Source organism: Chryseobacterium sp. BGA-UO-ETr-SB22 (assembly GCF_059567885.1).
Genome location: NZ_JCAQOV010000005.1, coordinates 2,526,615 through 2,550,270, shown reverse-complemented (window position 1 = coordinate 2,550,270; position 23,656 = coordinate 2,526,615). Strand labels below are relative to the sequence as shown.

Sequence of the window (23,656 nt, the reverse complement as noted above, 5' to 3'; positions counted from 1 at the left end):
TTATACAGAGATTTACCAATTATTTCCTGACATGATCAGCACCTGGCTTTCAGTTCCGTATTTAATCTCGTTAAGGAAGATTTCTTTTCCTTCGTCCAATGGGATCATAGAAATACCTCTGCGTTCGTATTCAGATTCCAGAGTGGAAGAAACCATTCCGGCTCCTTTCCATGGTCCCCAGTTGATAGAGATTACTTTTCCTTTTAATCTTTTATTTAAAGCATTCGCGTAATCATCCAATACACTGTTGGCAGCCGCATAATCTGTCTGGCCTTTGTTACCGTATACGGAAGCAATACTCGAGAACAGTACTACAAACTGGCAGTCTGTACGAAGTTGTTCAGCCAATACGCGAAGTGGTTTTACTTTGGTATCAAATACACGTCCGAAAGAGCTTGTTGTCTTTTGTTTGAATAATTTATCTTCTAAAAGACCTGCCCCGTGGATCACTCCGTCAAGACGGTCGTATTTTTCATAAATACTGCTGATAAGGTTACTCAAACCTTCTTCGTCACAAAGATCCAATGATTGGTAAATAATGGTATTTCCAAGTTCTTCCATGTCACGGATCGTGCGAAGGATCTGATTGTTTTTGAAAATCTTGGTGGTTTCTTTTTCTATTTCTGCAGGAGAAGTGAATTTTCCGGATCTGATCAGGAAACCTCTGATTTCCTCTTTGGTTTTCATTCCTTCTAATTCTTTTGTAGATGTTTCATTTCTTGGGTCTGCAGATCTTCCTACCAGAATATAAGTACATGGATAAGCCTGTGACATATGTTTTGACAATTCTGCAGTGATTCCCTGCGCGCCGCCAAGTACTAATACCACAGATTTTTGATCTAACTGGATATGAGCTTCACTTAAACTTGTTGACAATGGGGAAGGGATAATGTCTACTTTATGTCTCTGGTCATTTTTGTAAATGATTTCAGCAGGTTTATCATTGGTAAGGATTTCCTTTAAAGTAATTTCAGCAATCTGATCTACTTCCTGAGGAGTGCTCAAACTGATCAGTCTGCAGGTTGTATTGTCAAATTCTCTTGCCAGACTTTTGAAAAGTCCCGGATATCCCTGATGGTGGCGTAATACACTTACATCAGTAATTTCCTGAAGGTGTGCCGGAATATCTGAGATCAGGTATACCCATTTTGCTTTATCAAAATCCAGTTTTTTGATCAGATCTACATGATCGATAATGCTTGGTTTATCAGTTGTTGAGAATAGGTCCAGCATAATTAATCCGTCAACGTTTGAAAGATCTTTTTCTGTATCCACCAATTCTACGATGGCTCCATGTTTTTCCAATGCTTCTTTGATGGCAGAGGTTTGTTTGCTGTCATTCTGAGTAATGGCGAAACGTTTTCCTTGCAACACTTCTGTATTCTGTACTAAAGAAGCATCTGTGGGAGTAATATCAAAACGAAGACGTGATAAAACATTTTGAGCAGGCTCTACAGTATTGTTTTCTTTAACTTCATGAGTGGTTTCGTTTGTTTCACCATTCATTTCGTTGATCCAGCTTGCCAGACCACGAAGGGTTTTAATAGCAGCCAGTTTTTCCATAACATCATCGGCCTGTTCAAGATTTTGACCAAAACCGATTTTAGTTTTAAGATCACCGATGATTTCCATACGTTTAATAGAATCTATGCTCAAATCTGCTTCCAGATCTAAGTCAAGACCTAGCATTTCTTTCGGATATCCTGTTTTGTCACTTACAATATTCAGAATAGCATTTTGAAGATCTTCAAGAGAGAATGAAGGTTGAGCTGGTGATTGTGAAGTGGACGTTCCAGCTGCTGATCCATTTTTTTCAGGGGCTGCAGAAGTTTCTGTTCCTGTATATTCAGTAAGCCATGAAACAAGACCGCTTAAGGTTTTTATTCCTGCTAACTGTTCCATAACGGTATCTTCGTTGGTATTTCCGTTACCCAGAGTACCCAGTTCGTTACGAAGTGTTCCTATGATTTCTACTCTTTTAATAGAATCAATACTTAAATCAGCTTCCAGATCCATTTCCATACCCAGCATTTCCTGAGGATATCCTGTTTTGTCACTTACTACCTGTAGTAATAAGGATTTGATATCTCTTGAAGGGACTTGCTTCACAGCAGCAACGGCTGTTGGTCTTTCCTGCTGAACAGGCTGAACCGGAATAGTAGAGATCGGCTGATGAGCAGGAGTCTGTACTGGTGTATTATATACAGGAGAAGGGAAAGCCTGAGGATTCTGTCCCATAAAGGAAAGCATCACATCGCGCTGTGCCTGTATCATTAATTTCATGCTGTTTAAATATTCCTGCAGCATACGTTCAGCGGTAGATTGCGCTTCGGTAACTTGGGGCTGGTGATTATTGGTAAAATTGTTCATGGGAATTGGATTTAAAATAGGTAATGCACCATTAGCTGGTAGGTTACCTGTAGTTGGGTGGGCTGTTTGCCCGTTTACACGCCAGATAGCAGGGCTTTTCTTGTAAAGCTCAGGTTGGTTAAGATCAATAACCTTAACGCTTCTGCCGTCAAAAAGTTTGTCGATATTGAAGCTTCGGCCGGTTCCTAAATATTGTGCCAGCATACAAAGCAGATGGCTGAATTTATTACGGCTGTTGTCTTCAACATAGAGAGTCAGCTGATCTTTTTCAATACAGGATTTGGTCAATCCGGTAAGAACTTTTCCTGGTCCTACTTCGATGAATATTCTTGCACCGTCGTTGTACATCGCCTGAAGCTGTTCTACAAATCTCACAGGCTGTACCAGATGGTCAGTAAGTCTTTGTTTTATTTCTGTCGGGTTCGCCGGATATATTTCTGCTGTGGTATTGGACCATACAGGAATCTGCATTTCCCCGAAAGGAACATTTTTCAATACCTCAGCATATAAATCCTTGGATTTCGCTAATAACGGACTGTGGAATGCACAGGCAACTTCCAGTTTTTTAGCAGAAATACCTTCTTGTTTAAGAACTTCAAGTAATTTATTAATCGCTTCCGTACTTCCAGCAATAACACATTGGGTAGGAGCGTTGAAATTCACAGGATAACATCCTTCTACTTTTGCAATGATCGGCTGTAAACGTTCCGCTGTAGCACTTGCTGCCAACATTGAACCAGGATCTCCGCCTTCTACTGAATCTAAAATAGACTGAGCTCTCTGAACACTTAAGTCAACCAGTTTATCCTCTCCAAATACCCCTGCAAAGCATAAAGCTGGAATTTCACCGTAGCTATGACCTGCCAGCATGTCCGGAATAATGCCTAATGATTCTAAGAATTTAGCCAATGCAAGGTCTACAATTCCTAAAAGAGGTTGTGCTAAACGGGTATCTTTAATGGTTTCTTTCTGTTGTTTTAAATCAGCTTCATTGAAGGTTTTAGATGGGAAAACCACTTTTTCAAGTTCAGGATACTCATCAATAATCTTACGCATAGCCGGGAAAACTACAAATAAGTCACGAGCCATATTGATTCTTTGGCTGCCTTGTCCCGGGAATGTGAACGCTACTTTACCTTCTTTCTTGTTAACAGTGAAAGTATCTTTTGTCTCAATCCCTAGCAATACGAGTTCAAGCTTCATCATCAGGTCTTCAGCGGTGTCTGCAACAATACTGAACTGGATTGGCTTTTCTGAACTGATGCTTAAACTGTAAGCGATATCTTTTAATGGAATACCATCATTAATTTCTAATAAAGCTTTGACCTGGCTTGACTGGCCTTTCGCTTCTTCGTAAGTGTCTCCACGGAAAACAAACAGTTCTGAAGGCCATGACTGCATGGCAATTGAATTATCCTGTTTAGGATGGTTCGCAATTACCGTATGGAAGTTTGTTCCCCCGAATCCAAAAGCACTGATCCCTGCATATCTATTTTTCTCACCCCATAATCCACTTTCTGCATGGAATGCAAACGGGCTGGTTTCTGCATTATAATAGGAATTAGGCTGCTGAAGGTGAAGAGTAGGTGGCTTTACACCGTGATATACCGCAAGAGAAGCCTTGATTAATCCTGCTAATCCTGCCGCACACTTGGTATGCCCGATCTGTGTTTTCACAGAACCTAAATGAGTCTGCCCAGGCAATGCCCCTGAACGGCTGAATAAATTCGTTAATGCACTTAATTCAGTTTTGTCACCCACTACAGTTCCTGTACCGTGAGCTTCCACTAAACCTACAGAAGCAGCACTGATACCAGCTTGGGAATAAGCACGTTCTAATGCTCTTACCTGACCTATTTGTCTTGGAGCAGTCAATCCCAGTGCTTTACCGTCACTGGATCCGCCAACTCCTTTGATCACCGAATAAATACGGTCACCATCACGTACAGCGTCTTCATATCTTTTTAAAACAATGATAGCGATACCTTCTCCAAGAGCGATACCATCTGCATCACCGTCAAATGTAGCACACCTTCCTTTTCTGGAAAGAGCGTGCGTACTGGAGAACATCAGATAATCATTGATTCCGTTGTGTAAATCTGCTCCACCTGCGAGAACCATATCCGACTTTCCTAATACCAATTCCTGGCATGCCAAATCAATAGCTGCTAAAGAAGAAGCACAAGCTGCATCTACGGTAAAGTTTCTGCCGCCAAGATCCAGTCGGTTCGTAATCCTACCTGCGATCACATTGGCAAGAATACCTGGGAAAGAGTCTTCTGTGGTATGTGGGAAGGCTTCTTTTACTTCTTCATGAAGTTCTCCGAAAACCTGCTTATAATATCCTCTGAAACTATAGCTGTTGGCAAGGTCATTACCACCTTCAGCACCTATAATGACAGAAATGTTTTCTCTGTTGATGTGTTTTTCACCATACCCTGCATCTTCCATTGCACGTTTAGCAACCAATAAGGTTAGTAACTGTGTAGGTTCAATGGCAGCAAGAGACTGTGGCGGAATACCAAATGCCAATGGATCGAAATCAATTTTAGGAATAAATCCTCCCCATTTAGAATGAGAGACATCGGATTCATTGGAATCAGGTTTATAATAAAGGTCTTTATTCCATCTTTCATCCGGTACTTCGGTAACACTGTCTTTTCCTAAAATAATATTTCTCCAGTATTCATCAAGGTTTTTAGCACCCGGGAAAATACATTCCATCCCTACTATAGCAATATCCAATGGCTTTTCTGTAGAAACAGGCTCTTCCGGCAATGCAGCCTTCTGAACATGCTCATTATTGTCAACGATACTTTGGTGAAGAGCTGCCAATGATATCACTCGACTATGCATTGTTGCTATCTGTCCTATCATGTACATTCCTAAGTCTAGTTGGTCATCTTTAGGAATGTTGACAAGTTTATCACCTTGGCGCTCTATGCCTTTAGCCGCAATTCTTAAACGGCCTACGTTTAATTTTTCAAGCTGTTCCCACACCTGTTTTTTGTCCATTCCGGCAGCAAGAAGCTTTGCTTTTTCTGTATTGAAATGGTGGGCAAATGCTGTATTTAAACAACGGGTTTCGTGTCCTGGAGCGGTTTCCAGCAAGACTGTATCTTTTGCCTGCATCGCCTGTGCCTGGAATTCTTCCTGAATAGCTCCGGTTTGTACAGCTTCATGGGTGTAGAGATAAGCGGTTCCCATCAATACTCCAATTTTTACCCCTCTTGCAGCTAATGGCGCAGCCATGATAGAAACAAATGCAGTTGAAAATGCGTTATGAATTCCTCCTGCAAAAAAGACACTGATGTTTTCAGGGTGTTCTTCTTTTAAGATACGCTCAATTTGTTTTTCCCAAAGAACCATACTTGAAAGGGGACCTACGTGGCCTCCGCACTCACGTCCTTCAAAAATAAAATTTCTGGCACCTTCTTTCAGGAAAATATCCAGAAGGGCGGGAGAAGGAACGTGTAAGAATGATTTTATTCCAGCTTTTTCAAATACTTTAGCCTGAGCTGGTCTTCCGCCTGCAATTAAAACGACAGGAGGTTTGGCTTCTAATATATAAGAGGTCTGTTCTTCTCTTAATTCTTGCGGTGCAAATCCAAGGATACCTACACCCCATGTTTTCTCACCAGCCAGTTTTTTGGTATCCATTACCAGAGACTTTGCAGATTCTCCTTTCAATAAGGATAACGCAACAAAAGGTAAAGCTCCGGCATCTGCTACTGCATTGGCAAATAAAGGGACATCACTTACACGGGTCATTGGGCCTTGAGCAATAGGATATCGCAGACCCAGCTCCTGAGCCATTGGATTATCTTTGTTGATTACCTTCAGTGCTTTTGCCTGTTTCAGATGTCCATGCATAGCCTCTTTGAATCCGAAAACCAGTTTTTTCAGGGTTTTGAAATCCTCATACAGGTCTGTTGCCAGCGAAATGTCTTGTCCCATAGGGATATAACATGTGCTAAGGTCAAGACCGGTAAAGTATTTTTTCAGATCTTCAGCGGTTGCATTTTCAGGTAATGCAGGTGAATTGGGTCTTACCAATACACGATGGTTAGCAATCACCTTAGTTTCTGTACCATTCAGTTTTGAGCATACTTCTTTCAGATCCTTAGGAACTGAACTTTCAGGGAACAGAGCCAGCTGGCTGTCCAGTACAACTCCTGTTGCTCCCAATGCTTTTGATGCCGCTGCAGTATGGAGACCTATTCCTCCCTGTACCCACACCGGAATCTTCTGAATTTCTTTGATCACACGCTGAAATAATACAAACGTGGATTCATAGCCTACCCATCCACCTGCTTCATTTCCTTTGATAATGATTCCTTCTGCTCCCAATTGTTCAGCTTGTCTGGCTTCTTCCAAACTGCTTACCTGATAAACAGCTGGCAGATTGAGAGGCTTCGACATTCCGAACGGAAGGATAGCAAACCTTACTTTTTCAGGAATTTGAAGAGCGGTGAAATTGTCGTTAGAAAAATAAATACCATACGATGGTACGTCTATCTGGTCAAGTTGATGTAACGCATCCTGGGCAGTCGATAACTCATTTCCTAAACTTAGAACGGGAAATGCACCCGCCTGGTGTAGTTTAGGTATAAGGTTAACGTCCAGCTTTTCAAAAGGCGTCAGTCCAATAATGGTTAAGTTTTTCATGGCGTGATAATTATTGAATGATAGCAAGAGATTCTTAATAAAATGCGAAGCCTTTCGGTATAAGGCGTTGCTTTCTATTATGATATAATAAAATTGGTTTTTGTTAAATCGTTAACGATTTGTATCGTTTTATGGAAATTATTCAGGGATCTATTGTTTATTAATAGATTGTCTGATATAAGGTTGATGTCCGGCTTTTCAAGGGGCATTAGCCTGATTTTGGTCAAGTTTTTCATAGCATTTACGGTTTTGAAATAGTTGATGATCTCTCATTGCAAAACGCTAATACCATTGGCATAAACTGCGGTTTGCTGTTATGAGGAAATAAAAATAATAAAATTATATTATATCTTTAACCATAAAAGCAATTTGATAATGATTTTTTAATGAAAAAATATCAATTATTCAAATGCTATTAAAGTAGAGTTATTGTTTTCTTATTATTAAAAATGAGGCCGGTACAATCTTAATAACTGTAATTATAAATATTTATAGTTGCAATTATGTTAAGCAAATATAGGAATAAAAAATAAAATATTTCAAAAAAGAGAGATTTGTTTTTGGGTATATTACAAAAAGATAATATACTATGAATAGGGTCTGAAAATGTAAGAATAGCCTTTATCAATCTGATAAAACGGATATACGAATTTATGTAAAATTAATCAATATATTGTGATTTAATTTGAATTATTTATGAACTTTATCTATCTTTTTGATAAATAAACAGATAGGTATTTTAATAAATAATTAAAATATCTTTCCGAAATTCATAAAAAAACAGTAAGTATCTGGTATACTTACTGTTTTTTTATAGGTTGATCGCTAAGATTTTTCTGATAAATAAGCTTTTACAAGCTGTATCGGGTAATATGTTTTTTATTGTTCTATGAACTGTCTGTAAATTAACAGACTGTCAAAATTTAAAATATACTTAATCCGTATTGTTTTGCCAGGTCCAGAATCATATGATATCCTGCCAGTGAATTCCCATGCTGATCCAGTGATGGGCTGAATACACCAATTCCTAGTTTTCCGGGAACACTTACCGTAATTCCACCTCCAACACCGGATTTACTTGGAAGACCCACAGTTCTGGAATACTCACCACTGAATTCATACATTCCGGCAGTCAGCATCTGTGATTCTACGAGTTTTGCCATATCTGCATTCTTATAGGTAGTATCTCCGTCAAATCTTACACATTGGTTGGCAAAGAAGTAACCTATTTTTGCAAGATCTTCAGCGGTAAGTTCAATAGAACATTGCTTGAAATAATTATCCAGCTGGTCTTCATTTCCGGAAATCAATCCGCTGTTTTTCATTATATAGAACATACCGCGGTTACGATGTCCGGTTGCTTTTTCAGATTCGTAAACAGATTTGTTATACTCAATTGTTTGATTTTTGGTAATGTATCTTACCATATCCAGAATCTTAAGGAAGGGCTTCTCACCATCTCCTGAAATTAAAGAAGTGGTAAGGATAGCTCCTGCGTTCATCATAGGATTGAGCGGTTTTCCTGTAGTTTCAAGGTTTGAAAAATGATTGAAAGGTTTGTCGGAGCCAAAATACCCCATTTTATCAAAAATATGGGCTTCACCTTTTTCGTTGACGGCTACCATTAATGATATGATTTTGGAGATGCTCTGCATGGTGAATTTTTTATTTACATCACCTGTGTTGAATACTTTTCCGTTTTTATCTACTACTGAAAAGGCAATTGCTTTAGCATCCATTTTTCCCAGTTCAGGAATATAATCTGCTACTTTGCCTTGTGTATAATAAGCTCTGTTTTTTTCCAGAATGGTGTTTAATGTTTTTTCTGAAATTGTTGAAATGTCCGCGGTTTTTTGGGCGTAAACAATTGTGTTTAAGGAAAGAAAAGCTGCGGTGCAAATTCCTTTAGCAGAAAATAAAAAGCTGTTGTTTTTCATAGGGAAGATCTTCAAATAAAATGTTTATGATATGCCTTGAAAAACAAAGATAAAGTATTTTGATCTTGTCGGCAATGCTCCTTTGCGATACCTGTTGATGTTAATGGTATAAAGTAAGGATAATTGAAGTAAAATTTGAAGATTAAAAATGATGCGATCTGTGAGCAATTTCATTTAAAAATAATATTCCTTTTTAATGATTTTTAAAGTGATTAATTTTAATGTAAAGTTTATTTATTTAGTAAAAAATAAACATATTGTGTTTTTTGGTTATTGATTTGGTTTTAAATGTGATGAATATTCAGGATTTTATTTGGTTAAAAACCTTATGAAACCTCAAATATTGGGAGAGGGTAAAATTTTTTCAGATAACTAATATGTAGGTGAAATAACATATAATCATGAATTCATCTATATTGTTGGAATTCAATAGTGAAATAATGTTATTTTTTCACTATTAAATGATTTTTGTATTATTATTTTTATTAATTTGACAAAAAATTAATAACACTTTTTTAATAACTATGAAAAACAACACCTATTTTGGTAGGGAGCACATCTTTAGATGGCTGCTACTATGTTGGCTTTTGGTGCCCTGGGTACTACAAGCACAAGCTCGAATTACATGGACTGAACAGGTCGGATGCCAGGAATTCCGCGGCGAAAAAGAAGACCAGATTCCTGATAACGGAGTCGCTGTTTCCTACATCAATTCTTCCCAATGTCTACGTGTCTGTGAGAAATCAATAGATCCTGTCAAGTATCTTGTTCAGGGACCGAACGTTTCTAATGTACAATGGACTATTTCAGGAGGAACTTTAAACCCTTCAGGACCTGGGAATACCGCAGCGTATGTTACCTGGGGATCTGCAGGTAATGGCTCTTTACAGGCTGTTATTACATATAATGACGGAACTGTTGAAACCCAAACCATCTGTATTGAAAAAATCAACAGACCGATTGCTAAATTTGAATTGTTAAACCTGGATTATACTGTATGTAAAAATACAACGGTATATTTTGATAACCTTTCTGAACAAAACGGAGGATCGGATATTGTCAATTATTTCTGGGAGTTTGGAGATGGAGTTACCTCTACTTCCACGGCTTTTGAACCTTCTCATGTGTACACTAATCCTGGTACCTTTACTGTTAAGCTCACTGTAACCAATAAGTGCGGCTGCCAGAGTATCTATAAAAAGGAGATAAAGGTACTGAAATCTGATCCTGTACAGATCAACTGTGCATCCGTAGTATGTGAAGGCAGTGTTGAAAAATACAGCGCACAGGACGGATGTGGTAAAGGACAATGGAAAGTCATTGGAGGATCTATTGTGAATAATTACGGAAGTGAAATTGAAGTGAAGTGGGATCAGGTAGATCCGCTTGATGGTTTCGGTTATGTAATGTATATGTCTGAATGTGCTTGTCCTGAGTGGACTACTATCAAAATTCCTGTAGTTTTAGCTCATGCAAAAGTGAAAGGACAGGCGGTAGTATGTGCGGGTAAGCAATATACTTATTCAATTCCTCAATGGCCTACAACCAGTGTTCAATGGAATGTAACGGGCCCTGCTGGAGGTCAGTTGAACTATACTCAACAGAGAAACGAAGCTATTTTCTCTGCTACTCAGCCTGGTACTTATCATCTTGTAGCAAACTATCACAATACTTTGCTGCCATGTGAAGGTCAGGCTTCTATTGATATTGTAGTGGAAGCTCCGGTAGCGGTAAGTGGTGGTACAGATGAAATCTGTGCAGGAACAAGCCAGGTGTTTACAGCTACTCCTAATGTACCTGTTATCTGGAAAGTAACTACAGGAGGATCTGTTTTTACATCAGGAGTGACTACAGGGCCATTTACCTATAATTTTACAGCAGCAGGTACTTATACTATTACTGCTACTAAACAAGGTGGAGGTTGTGAAAGTAATGCGAGAATTATTAAGGTATTAGCAATTCCGCAGGCACCTACAGGAACTATCTCCGGAGAAACGAAAGTATGTTCTGGAAGACCTTATGTCTATACCATTAACCCTGTTGATGCTGGAATGGTCCCGGTTTGGAGTGTTACCAACGGAACGATTCAGGGAAGTAATGCTGGATCATCTGTGACGGTTATATTTAACGCTGGTGCTTCATCATATACGGTGTCTGCACAGAATAAATCAATCAGCAGCGCAGGATGTCTTTCGGCTCCAACTTCGTTCAGTGTAACGCCGTTAGATCTTAATACAATTACGATTAATCCTAATCCAGGGCCTTTCTGTCCGAGTAGTACTCAGACTTTCAGTGCCAATCTGAATGGGATTGTTCCGGAATTTATGGAATGGACATTTGGAAGTTCCAACTTCGGAAGTGTAATTGGAGGACAGGGTACAGCAAATATTACTGTAAACTTCAACGAGATCTCTTCTACAAGCAGCACAACTCTGAATTTAAGAATTGTAAAATGCGGGGTAACGAAAATTATCAGCATACCGGTATCTTTAATAACGCTTCCGGTAGTCAACTTTACAAGTGTTGGCGGAGTTTGTTTAGGTTCAAACCTTTCTTTCACTGTGAATCAGGGAACGATTACTTCGGCTACCAATGTGACTTTCACATTTGCTAACGGAACTACTTATACTACAGCATTCAATCCGTCTGGAAATTATAGCTTCCCAAATAGTGGGTATATCTCAAATAATTCAGGAAGCAATATTTCTCAGATCGTTACTGTAACGTATGCAGGAACTAACGGATGTAATTATAAGCCAACAGCAAGTGCCAACTTTACAATTTATCCAGAGACTATTATTACAATTTCTCCGGTATATAATATCACTGTTTGTGATCCGACAACAATGACACCGTATACTCTTACGGCTAACAGTTCTACAGGACTTACAAATATTATTTCATGGCAATGGTATAAAAACAATGGAATCATACCAGGGGCTACTACGAACTCATATACAATATCAGGTGCAGGTGCTTTTGGAACTTATAAAGTACAGGCAGTAGATATTAATAACTGTGTGGTGTATTCTCAGAATGTTAATGTAACCCAGTTATGTCCGAGCAGTGGAGGCTGTACAACAGACCCTCAGATCAATTTTGTTCCACAGTGGACAGGTTGTAATACGATTTCTGTTACCGGTTTATCTTACCTTGGAACTCCTGATCAGATTCAGTGGTTATCTGATAGTGTGCTTACTTTGTCTTCCGGACAGGGAACAGCTACACCAATATATCAGACGACTCTTGCTGGTGCACATATTGTTTTCGTACGTTTAAGATACGGTGCATGCTGGTACAGCAAAGGGGTAGAAGTAAGAAAGAATTACGAGCCTAAGTTCAATGTAAGTACAGTATGTAATGGAGGTGGTTACAATGTAACGCTTTTCAATACATCAACTATCTTTGAAATCAACCCGGCATCTATTACTTATACATTCTCCAGCCCGGGTCAGCCAAATCAAACAGGGCAGACGGCTACTTATAACAATCTGGCGCCAGGTACTTATACCTTTACAATGACAATGTCTGCACCTGGAAAACCAACGTGTACTACTACGCAGACTGTTACATTGGCTCCGGTTCCTAGTACCAACTTCCTTGTTCCGGCATGGATCTGTGTACGTGAGGCGATTACGTTCTCTCCTATATCATATGTTCCAGGGAATATTTATACCTGGATCTTTGATGGTACATCTTATGTAACCGGAGGACCAAATGCTACTATAACGTATAATACGAGCGGAACAAAAACAATACAGCTGAAAATTAAAACTCCTAATGGATGTGAATATACTTCAGCTCCAATTGGTATTAATGTGAAAGAAGCTACTCTTGATGGTAATATGGCGCCTCCGGCTCTTGTTGCCTGTATAGGAAGTGCTCCTAATATCCTGTTTACAAGTACTCTTGGAACTCCAAGTCATTATATCTGGATGAATGGTTCTCAGCCTGTGGCTGGAGCACCAGATGCTCCGGTCTTCACTCCAACTCAATCAGGAAGCTACTGGCCGGTGCTGGTATCTTCAGATGGATGTAGAACAAGCATCATGAGTACGAAAGCAATACCTGTTACACTTAAAAATCCTCCATATGTTAATATATCCGGAAAAGCTAATATCTGTGAAGGATCTTCTACAATCCTTAACGGCCTTGTAACGGATACAACATTGGAATACCAATGGAAGAAAAACGGAGGATTGGCATCACCTCCATGGAGCCCTGGTCCATATCCGATTACTTTCGATACGGGATCATTATCTGCAGGGACATATGTCTTTACGCTGGAAGTAAGAACTCCGGGTGCATCAGGATGTACAAGTTCTAAAAACTTTACCGTTACGGTAAGTCCTCCACCATCACCGGTTACGGTAACCTACAGTTTGGTGAGCTGCCAGCCTTATAAAATTAAGTTAACAGCATCAGGACCATCTGCAGGAGATTACAACTGGAGTAACGGAATGACAGGTCAGTCTATTACTGTAAATGAAGGGGGTGCTTATCAGGTTATTTATACGGCACCAAGCGGCTGTAAAGTAGCAGGTAACACAGAAGTGCCATTAAGCCTTGAGAGTCTGATGTGGGTATTCCCTACAGGATGTTATGATGAATGTCTTAGAAAGAATTATATTCTAGGACCAAAAGGAATCTTTGATCATCATGACTGGCAGTTGTTCGGAAACAGTATTCAAAGTGGAAACAATGCTTTCATTAATCCATTGTATATCGGTGCTCCGGGAACATACCAGTTACAGATCACTCAATTAGGATGCGTATTCACTTCAGGAACAATGAACTACTATCCTGGTAAAGAATGTGGATTTGAAACTGATTGTAAGTTAGAAGCTAGCATTAAAGGAATGAAATGGGTTGGAGATCATTATGCAGTTAATGGTGTCCTTCACAATATGGGAAGCCAGCCGATAAGCCTTACTGTTTCGAGTCTTTATGGATATGGAAGTTATGTTCCGTCTATCATCACTATTCCGGCAGGAGGAGTGTATGATATGAATGCTAATCCATTGGCGTTCTATCCAAACTCAAGCTTCCAGGGTACAGATGAGATCTTATTCTCAAATGAAACTTGTAAGTTTACAACCAAAGCAGTAGATCCGGACTGGATGGGTATGAGAAGTGCAGGAAGAAATGTGATTGCTACATCAGTTTCTTCTCTGAAAATGATACCAAATCCTGCGAAGGAAAAAGTGAAAATCTCGTATAATACGGGCAGTGAAAAATTACTTGCAAAACAGATTACAGTTTTTGATGCCATGGGCAATGTCAAATTCCGTAAAGAACTGAAAGCGGCTTCCGGTGAGGTAGACGTAGAAGTTAGCAGCTGGCTGCAAGGTGTTTACATTGTCATTGTACAAACGGGAGACACATCATTACAAGGAAAACTAATTAAAAATTAGTAGCTTATAAAGCAGTGTTCTCTTCGGAGAGCACTGTTTTTTTATAGTATGTGATAATTAAATGAATTTTTATGATACAATTAAAAAACAAACTGTGGGGACTGCTTCTGATACTGCCGGCATTATCTTTTAGCCAGACTTACCAATGGCAATGGGGTAAGCAGGCCGGAGGAATAACAGGCTCGGCCGATCCTGGGTTTCATTATGTATTTGATGAATCCATAAGGGATATTGTAGTAGATAACAACAACAATACCTATTATCTTGCAACCATGCGTGAGCAGGGACAAAACCTGAATGGTACCTCTGTAAACAATTATGGGCTTAGCGACCTTTTTCTATTCTCTGCCGATTGTGAGGGGAATATAAGATGGTCCAGACCAATAGGAGGTTCAGGAGACGGAGAAAATGCATGGCATATTAAACTGGATAATAATGGAGGGTTATATATGATAGCTACCATTTATAATAATTCTTATATAGGAGATCCTACTGCCGTTCCGGTACATTTTGATGATACCCATACATTACCTCTGTATACCCATTATGATCAAACGATAGATCCTGCCCATAAAGCAGCCTTTCTGTTGAAATATAATACTTCTGACGGTACATTGGCATGGAGCAAACCTTTGCAGGGAGATGTTAATTATTCTTCCCGTATGTGTGACGTTCAGATGATGTACATGGATTCTTCCAAAAACATTCATGCTGTTATGGGATTCCGGGCAGGAACTCATTTGAATGGTTTGATTACAGTACCTTCAACCTTTACTTCAGCCTATCAGTATTATGCAGTTAAGTTCAATTATGATAATGGTAATATGACACCTGCAGCACCTGTATTTCTTCCTATCACAGGAGATGCAGTATATGCAGTAGGAAGAGAGGGAAAAGTAAATCTGGTATACGATGAAAGCTTAAACCGCTATTATCTTGCAGGGAAAAGAATGGATGCCGGGTTTAGTACCTTGCTAGACCTTTCCTATAATAATGTACCATTCACCAAAGCTGCTTATGTTTTGGCTATTGATGGTACTACCGGAGAGGAGGTATGGAGAAAAGAACTTAATAATGGCTCGACGAGTACGGATGATGAAATTCATTCCATTATAAAAGATCCGGCTACTTCGGATATTTATATTTCAGGACGTTATTTCAATGGGATAACAGTGCCTGCAACTTTTGGGAGTTATACTTTTCCTTTAAGACCTTATGTTGAAGCCGTTCCGTTTGTCATGAAGCTTAATGCTCTTGGCTCGGTACAGTGGGCAAGAACTCCTGAAGGAATGTCCGGTCTTCAGTTTGGATACCGTTTTACGAAAGGAACCCTTGCTATTAATGGAAATGAAATCGCTTTTGCCAAAGGAAGCTGGTCTGATATCTGGGGCAGCTATACCATGACAAGACCTGATGGAGACCGATCAGATCCATTGTTGGTTAGGCTCAACAAAGATACGGGAGCTGTTCTGGGAGCAGGAGAAATCCGCAGTAATTTTAATGTGATAGATGAATTTACGGCAGTTGCTGCAGATAAAGATGGTAATTATATTGTGGGAGGTTTTTTCCATGACCAATTGTTTACAGATTCTAATGACAATGTCAATACAATGGCTGTCAATGTAGCAGGAGGAAAATCTCAGTCATTTTTTACAAAATATGCTAAATCAGCATGCAGTCAGATGTCGGTAGAAGAAACAGCTGTTCAGGCAGGAATACAATTATATCCGAATCCTGTTCAGGATGTACTTACAATCAGAAGTAAAGAACCTTTGGTTTCCTATGAAATCTTTGGAGCTGCAGGACAACTGATAAAACAGGGAACTTTGAATTTGATGCAGGAGCAAATAGTATTATCTTCTCTTCAGACAGGAGTGTATTATATTAAACTTAAAACAAAATCTTCTACAGTAACAGAAAAAATATTGAAGAAGTAAAAAACAAAACTGAAAATTAATAACCTTATATATAAAACAGTGTTCTCCAAAAGAGGGCGCTGTTTTTTTATGTTGATCAACTGATGTAATTGAATAACCTATTCCGTATTTTTGCAGAGAATTAAGATGCTAAACTGTTTATTCAAAAATATGAGCAATATATTTTCCGACAATCCTCAAATTGGGTTGGTTTCTTCTTTTTCTGAACTTGTAAATACCAATTTTCAAGGAACTATGAATGCCATTTGCTGGCATAGAAATCTGGGTGGTGATTTTAAAGAAATTATCTCTATGCTTCAGTTAGAAGAGAATATTACAGTAATCTCCTCAGAGGATCTTTTAGCATTGAATCTGTCAGAAGAGGGAAGTATAGCGAGAGAAATTATTTTAAATGATTTGCAGTTATTAACTGACTTTGGAGCATCTCCGGTTCTTAATTTACTTAAACATTATGAGCGGGACGAAGAACTCGGGTTTATTTCTACAGATGTATATTCGTATCATGTGGACCGTTCGCCTATCGGAACAGATACATTTCTATGTACCTATCACGGAACAGCAAGTGATATCATACCCAATGATCAGGTAGAACAGAAAGTTTTAATTCCTGAAATTAGGGAACAGCTCAAAAAATTACACGATGGCCCGGAAGAGGAATTTGAAGACTTCCTGAAAGAATATTTCTTTGATCTTCATTATCAGCCTAAACCCAATGCAGAACCTGTAAATCTGGGGGTAGGTCACCTTTGGCGAATCGCTGTAGATCATCCGGAACAGCAGGCATTGCCATGTGTTCATAGAGCTCCCGTGGAAAATGATGGTGAATATCGGTTGCTGTTGATTTGCTGATAAATTACATACTGAAAATAATAAGCAGAGTGTTCTTTTATTCTTGCCCTATGGCTGTTATTTGCATTAAATAATCCTTACCTTCAATATTCCCAAGTGCAAATTCGTGTTCCAACAGCTTGATCTTTTCCGTTTTGGTATAAGGACGGTTATAGATTTCATTCAAAATATCATTTTCATTAACGTTGGGGTTCAGAAGATGTTTTAGGTCACGGTAAGCATAATAATACCTGATTCCTAATAATCTTTGGGAATGTGCATTAAAATGAATGCCATCAGGATTAGCTGTAAGTCCTTTTGCGGTAACAAAATAACAGTTTTCATGAGAGTGGGCAAAATCTTCAAGTTCTCTGTTGACCAAAGAATAATGCTTAAAATACTGACCAAATATTCCGTTGGGTAAATAGTCTCCCAATCCTCCAATGATGAGAGGAACTTCAGGGATATTGAGTTCCTGGCGTAAAGCATCAATGATTGTAGAGAACTTTTCCTGATATTGGTCTGCCTTTTCAGGAGAACAGTCACTTTCGCCCTGATGCCATAAGATTCCTTTAATCTCACTTGTTCGCTGGGCAAGTCTGGCTTGTGAAACGGTATTCTCAAACAGAGCATTGCCTACGGCCCAGTCATCAAGGCTGGTTCCTCCATCAGCACATGGAATCAAGCCGATTTCATCCTGTTGATGATCTTGCCTCCAGAAAGCGGCAAACGATGAAGCGAGCCCCACACCCGAACTGGGCCGGTCAAAATTAATAGGTTCTGCCATGATCTGCCATAAGCCGTTTCTCAACATTTTAATATGTTCATCAAAAATAAACGGGACTTCTTTTGCATAACCGCGCCCGGCCATATTAGATTGGCCTATCATTAAAAAAGAATGTATCATTTTTGTTTATTTACTACTAAGCCTATACTTCTGCTGAATGAATTCCAGGCTAATTTTTTTATTTCATTAGGCGCAATATCTCCCGATCTGTATGCGGTGATAGTTGCTGTGATAACGTTTGTAAAAAGAATCTTTATCCATGCTAATGGCAGTTCGCTGTCTATCAATTGTTCTTTTTGCAGAGTTTCTATTGCCTTGAATATATTGTTCCTTGTCTTTAAATACTCCTTACTTATTTCAGTTGTATAAGCAGGCTCCACTTCGTTCAGCTTAATTAAAAAGGCATATTTCGTTCCGCTGTCAATACCGGCATATAATAAGTTTTCCAGTTGTACCAAGGGATTGGTAGAGCTATTACAGGCTTTAATAGCTGCTTCTTCCCAGGCCTTCATCATATTTGCATTGCAGGCTTCTAATAATTCGTTTCGGTTTTTAAAGTACCGATGCAATGTCCTGCGGTTAAGATTACAGCGTAGTGCAATCTCTTCAAATGTTGCCGAAAAATCCTCATTGAAAACAGATATCGCTGTATCAATAATTCTTTGTTGAGTATTCATTATTTTTTCAATGCCTCAAATATATAACAAATGTCTCAAAATTGAGACATTTAATTCTAAAAATAGCTGTGGATTGAAAAAGGATGTGAATATTAAATCTACAGTTGTTAAATAAATATAAGCAGATATCAGGAATTCTTTCACACTTATTAATTATCCTTTTACGATCCGGCTCAGAACTTTCAATTTTACATTATTAAAAAAATCAGAATAGATCTGCCATAAAAAAATAACTTAAAATCTAAATAAAATGAAAAAATTTATCCTATTGCTATCTTTTTTGCTGGTCTGCCAAAATCAATTCATGGCACAAATAATTATTGGTCCCGTAGAGACTTACAAAGCTACCTTTACCAGACACGATGATTATGGTCAGGGACATATTGCTTATGCCAATGCTGCTCTTACACTTGAAATAAATACCGGGGTTTCTGCTCCGCAATCTAATTTGTTTCCTCCTAATAATATAACTTCCAAAGACTATGCCTTTCCTTCATTTACTACTTCATCACAGGTTACGTATGTTAAAGCAAAGCTTAATGATTTGGGAGGCGCACAATTAGTTAGTGGATACTATCCGCTATCAACCGTAGTGGGAAGTCATACAACCATTTCAGATCCTAATCTGATTGCATATCAGCCAACCTATTCAGGGTATGGATATGGAGTAGATATTTATTGCGATGCACCAAACCAGTATACCATCAGGGTTACCAAGTTTTTATGCTATACATGTGTCCGCCCTACGGTTTCTAAAAATGGGAATCTTCAAAGTGATAATACAGTATTGGTACCTAATCCAAGCATGGGATTCTCTGAGCTTTACTATACGGCTGCGGATAAAGAAACAATTTCAATCAATGTTGTTGATATCAATGGTAAAGTAGTTAGAGCATATACTACAGATATAGAAGCCGGGCTAAACAAATTACCTATTGATCTCAAAAATTCTTTGGGAGGTACCTATGTTGTTCAGTGGAAATCCAGCATCGGTAAAAGTGGAACTTTAAAACTGATAAAGAATAAATAGTACTATTGCTACTCTATTCTCAACTCCTGCAAAACGCAGGAGTTTTTTGATGTTTTTACGATAATCTTCTGTGTTTTTTATCTTATTTAAAAAAATTCTGTATAAAACTACTGGTTCGATTAGGTCAATAAAGTTTTTTGTGTAAATCTGAACATCCCCAATGATCAGGTGGAACAGAAAATTTTGATTCCTGAGATCCGGGAACAGTTAAAAAAGCTGCATGATGGTCCGGAAGAAAAATTTGAAGATTTCCTCAAAGAATATTTCTATGATCTTCACTATCAGCCTAGACCCAATGCAGAATCAGTAAATTTAGGAGTAGGCCACCTTTGGAGAATTGCTGTAGATCATCCGGAGCAAAAAGGAGTCGCCATTTGTTCATATAGCTCCTGTGAAAAACGAAGGTGAATATCGGTTGCTGTTAATTTGCTAATAGTTCATCATATTCTTGCCTTATTGCTCTTACAAATGGTTGAAAATTGCCAATATTTTTTTAAATTTATTATCGTAAATAAACGGGTGAAACCTCTATTATGCTGCTGTCGTTTTAATAAAAATATTTACGAATTCTATATTCCGGAAATGGAAACATAAAACAAGCAAGTAAAATCGCTTGAAAAAATCGTAAAACCAATAATAAAGGACAGCAGCCAATGAATTTAAAATAAATTGTAGAATGGTATGGGGCATATTATTACTTATCCTTTTAAACCGATAAAAAATCCTAAACAAAACATCCATATAATATCTATTTCCGAAAGAATAGATAAAGGAAAGGATTCGGTACTGGTTCCCCACCGTACAGATTTCTATATTGTACATGTGATAACCGGAGGTAAGTCTTCCCATATGGTGGATTTCAATGAAATAGCCATAGAAAAGGGAGATGTATTGTTTACTGTTCCGGGCCAGGTACATGCTTTTCGGAAGGAAGAAGATTATGATGGCTGGCTGGTTGCCTTCTCAAGAGATTTCTTTTACCAGTCTTCCCAGGATAATTATTTTCTGGATAATGCCAATATTTTTAACAACCTGTATCCCATTACAAGCATCAATTTTAAAGAAGATGAATTGAACGCTATACTTGCTCTGATTCTGAAAATTACCGCAGAGCTGCAGAAAACATCCGATACCTTTCAACGCACTATCCTTCATAACGATCTGTCCAGCTTGCTGCTGCTTTCAGAACGTAAGTTTATGCAGGAAAATCAAGGGAAAACTCAAAACGGTCTTCAGACCCATGACAATAAACTCGTAACTGAATTTAAGAAACTGGTCACTAAATCTTTCCGTAATCAGACTATGGTAAAATATTATGCCGGGGAATTGTTTGTAAGTGAAAGAACACTGCAGAAAGCTACCATGACCGTATTGGGCAAATCACCTAAAGAATTGATCAATGAGCAGATTATTTTAGAAAGTAAACGACTCCTCGTTCATGAGCTCATGACGGTCAAGGAAATCGGTTATGATCTGGGATTTGATGAACCCTCCACTTTCACCAAATTCTTTAAAAAATATACCGGGATCTCACCCTCTAAGTTTAAAATGGACATTAGCTAGCCGGTCAAACAAAACATAGAAAAAAACAATAGAAAAGCCTGTCATTCATTGGATGACAGGCTTTTCTATTATGTATTGTCTGATTTTCAGTTCGCATTCTGCCACTTTTATTTCTGTTTTTAACCTTTATCACGATTCTTTTACGTCGTTAATTTGTACTACAAAATAATTAAATCATATCTGATGAATATAAAATCGAAGTTATACCTCCTTGGAACAGGGATTATAATTTTTTTTACACACAATGCAAATGCACAGAACATAAAAAAAATGGAAACAAAACACATTATTATACCTACAGAAACTGAATATGACTATATCATCGTAGGTGCAGGATCTGCGGGTGCGGTGTTGGGTAACAGGCTTTCCGAAGATGTTACAAAAAAAGTACTCGTACTGGAAGCAGGTCCCATATTTGATAAAAAAGGCTATCCGAATATACTGGCAAGCAGTGATGTTTTGGGAGCCAAGGGAGACAAAAGATATGAATGGGGATACCAGTCTACTCCAGGTTATATTGGTAAATCACTGAATGTGCCCAGAGGAAAAGTGCTGGGCGGAAGCTCATCAATAAACGGATCAGTTGCAGTAAGGGCTTTACCGGCAGACTTTGAAAGATGGACAAAGAAATATCATTTACAGCATTGGAATTGGGATGACGTTCTGCCATACTACAAAAAAATGGAAACATCAGAGATCAAAGATCAAAAATGGCACGGTGACCATGGGCCTTTTCTTATCCATCAGATGTCAAAAACAGAGGTAAGCCCTGCTCAGCTGGCATTCTTAGAAGCATCGAAAGCATACGGTTATGATGAAATCACAGATTTCAATGCGGATAAACAACATGGTGTAGGTCCATATCCAATGAATATTTTTAATGGTGTAAGATACAATACGGGAATGGCTTATCTGAATGAAGAGGTACGCAGCCGGCCAAACCTTACAGTCGTTGGAAATGCTCTTACAGACAGGGTGCTCTTTGAAGGGCAAAAGGCAAAGGCTGTCATTACTGATGACGGACGTGTTTTCAAAGCTAAAGAGATTATACTTTCCGCAGGAACATATGGGAGTGCTTCCATACTGCTTCGTTCAGGTATCGGACCAAAAGAAGAACTGGAGAAAAATAAAATTCCGGTTATTGCAGAACTTCCGGTAGGGAAAAAGCTTTATGACCATCCTTTTTATTACAACGCATATGCTTTAGACCCACAAAAAACAGGAAGACAGGTTCCTGTGATTGGAGTTAAACTCTGGACAAAATCATCCTATGCAAAACAAGGAGAACTGGACATCCATATCACGGCAACGCACCTCTTTCCACACGAACAGAGCCCTACAAAATTAGGATTTGTTTTAGCAGTAGCATTAACCAATCCTAAGTCAACAGGAAGTCTTAAGCTCTCAAGTAAAAACCCTAAAGATGCCCCTGTTATCGATCTGAATTTTTTAGGTGAAGAAGAGGACCGTAAACGATTATTAGAAGGAATCAAGCTTGCCCGTAAAATAGGAAATACCCAGCCTTTGAAAAATATTTTTGTACAGGAGCTGAACCCGGGTGCAGATGCTGTAAGTGACGAAGATATTCTTAAAAGCATAAAAGCCACGCTGGATACCTACCATCATCCTTTTTCAACAGTTCCAATGGGAGAAGAAAACGATAAAAGTGCAGTCGTAGATTTTTCCGGAAAAGTATACAAAACACAAGGATTGAGAGTAGTGGATGCTTCTATATTTCCTGATGCCGTTTCAGCAGCCCCCAACCCAACGGTCATAATGCTTGCAGAAAAGATAGCGGATGATATAAAAAAACACAAATAATATATATAACCAACTAAAAATAGTAATATGAAATTAGGAATAATAGGGGCTGGACATATAGGTCAGTCATTTGCCGGACATGCCTTGAAAGCAGGATACGAAGTAATACTGAGTGCTCAGGATATCAATAAAGTAAAAGACCTGGCACTACAATTAGGCAAGGGTGCTTCCGCAGGATCAGTTTCTGATGCAGCCAATGCTGACATTGTATTTTTAAGTATTCCTTTCTCCAGTGTAGAACAGGCCACCGCAGATATCGACTGGAAGAATAAAACCGTAATTGATGCTACAAATGCAGTAACCATGCCTGATATCAAATTGATAGACACAGGTGGGAAAAATTCCACAGAAATTGTGCAGGGTTATTTAAAAGGTGCAAAAGTAGTAAAAGCATTCAATACATTACCGGCTGCCTTGATGGGGGCGGATCCTAAAGTAAATGAAGGAGAACGTGTGCTGTTCTATTCCGGAGATGATGAAGAGGCCAATAAGAAAGTCAGTGAAATTATAGAAAGCTTTGGTTTTTCCGGTATTTATCTTGGGAAAATAGCTGAAGGCGGTTTGTTGCAGCAACTGATCATTGGCTCCCTAAGCCTTAACAATTTAGTAAAATATCCATTATAA

11 protein-coding genes and 1 pseudogene are annotated in these 23,656 nt (G+C 38.7%); 8 read left to right on the top strand and 4 right to left on the bottom strand.

The window, feature by feature from the left end:
- Window positions 1-12: 12 nt before the first annotated feature.
- Window positions 13-7,038: an SDR family NAD(P)-dependent oxidoreductase gene (locus AC57AW_RS18820; RefSeq protein ID WP_496353114.1), complete on the bottom strand. Its 7,026-nt coding sequence runs from the start codon at window positions 7,036-7,038 to the stop codon at window positions 13-15.
- A 923-nt stretch (window positions 7,039-7,961) separates the two neighbouring features.
- Window positions 7,962-8,975 (bottom strand): glutaminase A, encoded by a 1,014-nt coding sequence (glsA, locus tag AC57AW_RS18815; RefSeq protein WP_496353113.1) that lies wholly within the window; start codon window positions 8,973-8,975, stop codon window positions 7,962-7,964.
- Window positions 8,976-9,499: 524 nt separating this feature from the next.
- Between glsA and AC57AW_RS18810 the strand changes: the two genes are divergently transcribed.
- From AC57AW_RS18810 to AC57AW_RS18800, 3 genes are all read left to right on the top strand, one after another.
- The gene (locus tag AC57AW_RS18810; protein ID WP_496353112.1) at window positions 9,500-14,389 is read left to right on the top strand and encodes a PKD domain-containing protein; all 4,890 of its coding nucleotides are present in this window, start codon (window positions 9,500-9,502) and stop codon (window positions 14,387-14,389) included.
- 71 nt (window positions 14,390-14,460) lie between these two features.
- A complete protein-coding gene (locus tag AC57AW_RS18805; protein ID WP_318847143.1) occupies window positions 14,461-16,326 on the top strand; it encodes a T9SS type A sorting domain-containing protein in 1,866 nt (621 codons plus the stop codon).
- A gap of 150 nt (window positions 16,327-16,476) precedes the next feature.
- A complete protein-coding gene (locus AC57AW_RS18800) occupies window positions 16,477-17,175 on the top strand; it encodes a DUF1826 domain-containing protein (protein ID WP_496353111.1) in 699 nt (232 codons plus the stop codon).
- Between the two features lie 37 nt (window positions 17,176-17,212).
- Here the strand turns inward: AC57AW_RS18800 and AC57AW_RS18795 are convergent, their stop codons facing one another.
- The gene (locus tag AC57AW_RS18795) at window positions 17,213-18,061 is read right to left on the bottom strand and encodes a sialate O-acetylesterase (RefSeq protein ID WP_496353110.1); all 849 of its coding nucleotides are present in this window, start codon (window positions 18,059-18,061) and stop codon (window positions 17,213-17,215) included.
- Window positions 18,058-18,618 carry a TetR/AcrR family transcriptional regulator gene (locus AC57AW_RS18790; protein ID WP_496353109.1) on the bottom strand — a complete coding sequence of 187 codons (561 nt, stop codon included), beginning with the start codon at window positions 18,616-18,618 and terminating at the stop codon, window positions 18,058-18,060. The genes AC57AW_RS18795 and AC57AW_RS18790 overlap by 4 nt, the downstream gene beginning before the upstream one ends.
- A 304-nt stretch (window positions 18,619-18,922) precedes the next feature.
- Here AC57AW_RS18790 and AC57AW_RS18785 point away from each other — a divergent pair, with 304 nt between their 5' ends.
- The 5 genes and pseudogenes from AC57AW_RS18785 to AC57AW_RS18765 all read left to right on the top strand — a co-directional run bounded on the left by AC57AW_RS18785 (window position 18,923) and on the right by AC57AW_RS18765 (window position 23,656).
- The gene (locus tag AC57AW_RS18785; protein ID WP_318847147.1) at window positions 18,923-19,648 is read left to right on the top strand and encodes a T9SS type A sorting domain-containing protein; all 726 of its coding nucleotides are present in this window, start codon (window positions 18,923-18,925) and stop codon (window positions 19,646-19,648) included.
- A gap of 153 nt (window positions 19,649-19,801) precedes the next feature.
- Window positions 19,802-20,081: pseudogene (locus AC57AW_RS18780) on the top strand (DUF1826 domain-containing protein); the annotation flags it as partial.
- A gap of 248 nt (window positions 20,082-20,329) precedes the next feature.
- A complete protein-coding gene (locus AC57AW_RS18775) occupies window positions 20,330-21,211 on the top strand; it encodes an AraC family transcriptional regulator (RefSeq protein ID WP_496353108.1) in 882 nt (293 codons plus the stop codon).
- 270 nt (window positions 21,212-21,481) lie between these two features.
- On the top strand, window positions 21,482-23,032 hold the full coding sequence (locus tag AC57AW_RS18770) for a GMC family oxidoreductase (RefSeq protein ID WP_496353107.1): 1,551 nt from the start codon (window positions 21,482-21,484) through the stop codon (window positions 23,030-23,032).
- A 27-nt stretch (window positions 23,033-23,059) separates the two neighbouring features.
- Window positions 23,060-23,656, top strand: coding sequence for an NADPH-dependent F420 reductase (locus AC57AW_RS18765; RefSeq protein ID WP_496353106.1), 597 nt, complete (start codon window positions 23,060-23,062; stop codon window positions 23,654-23,656).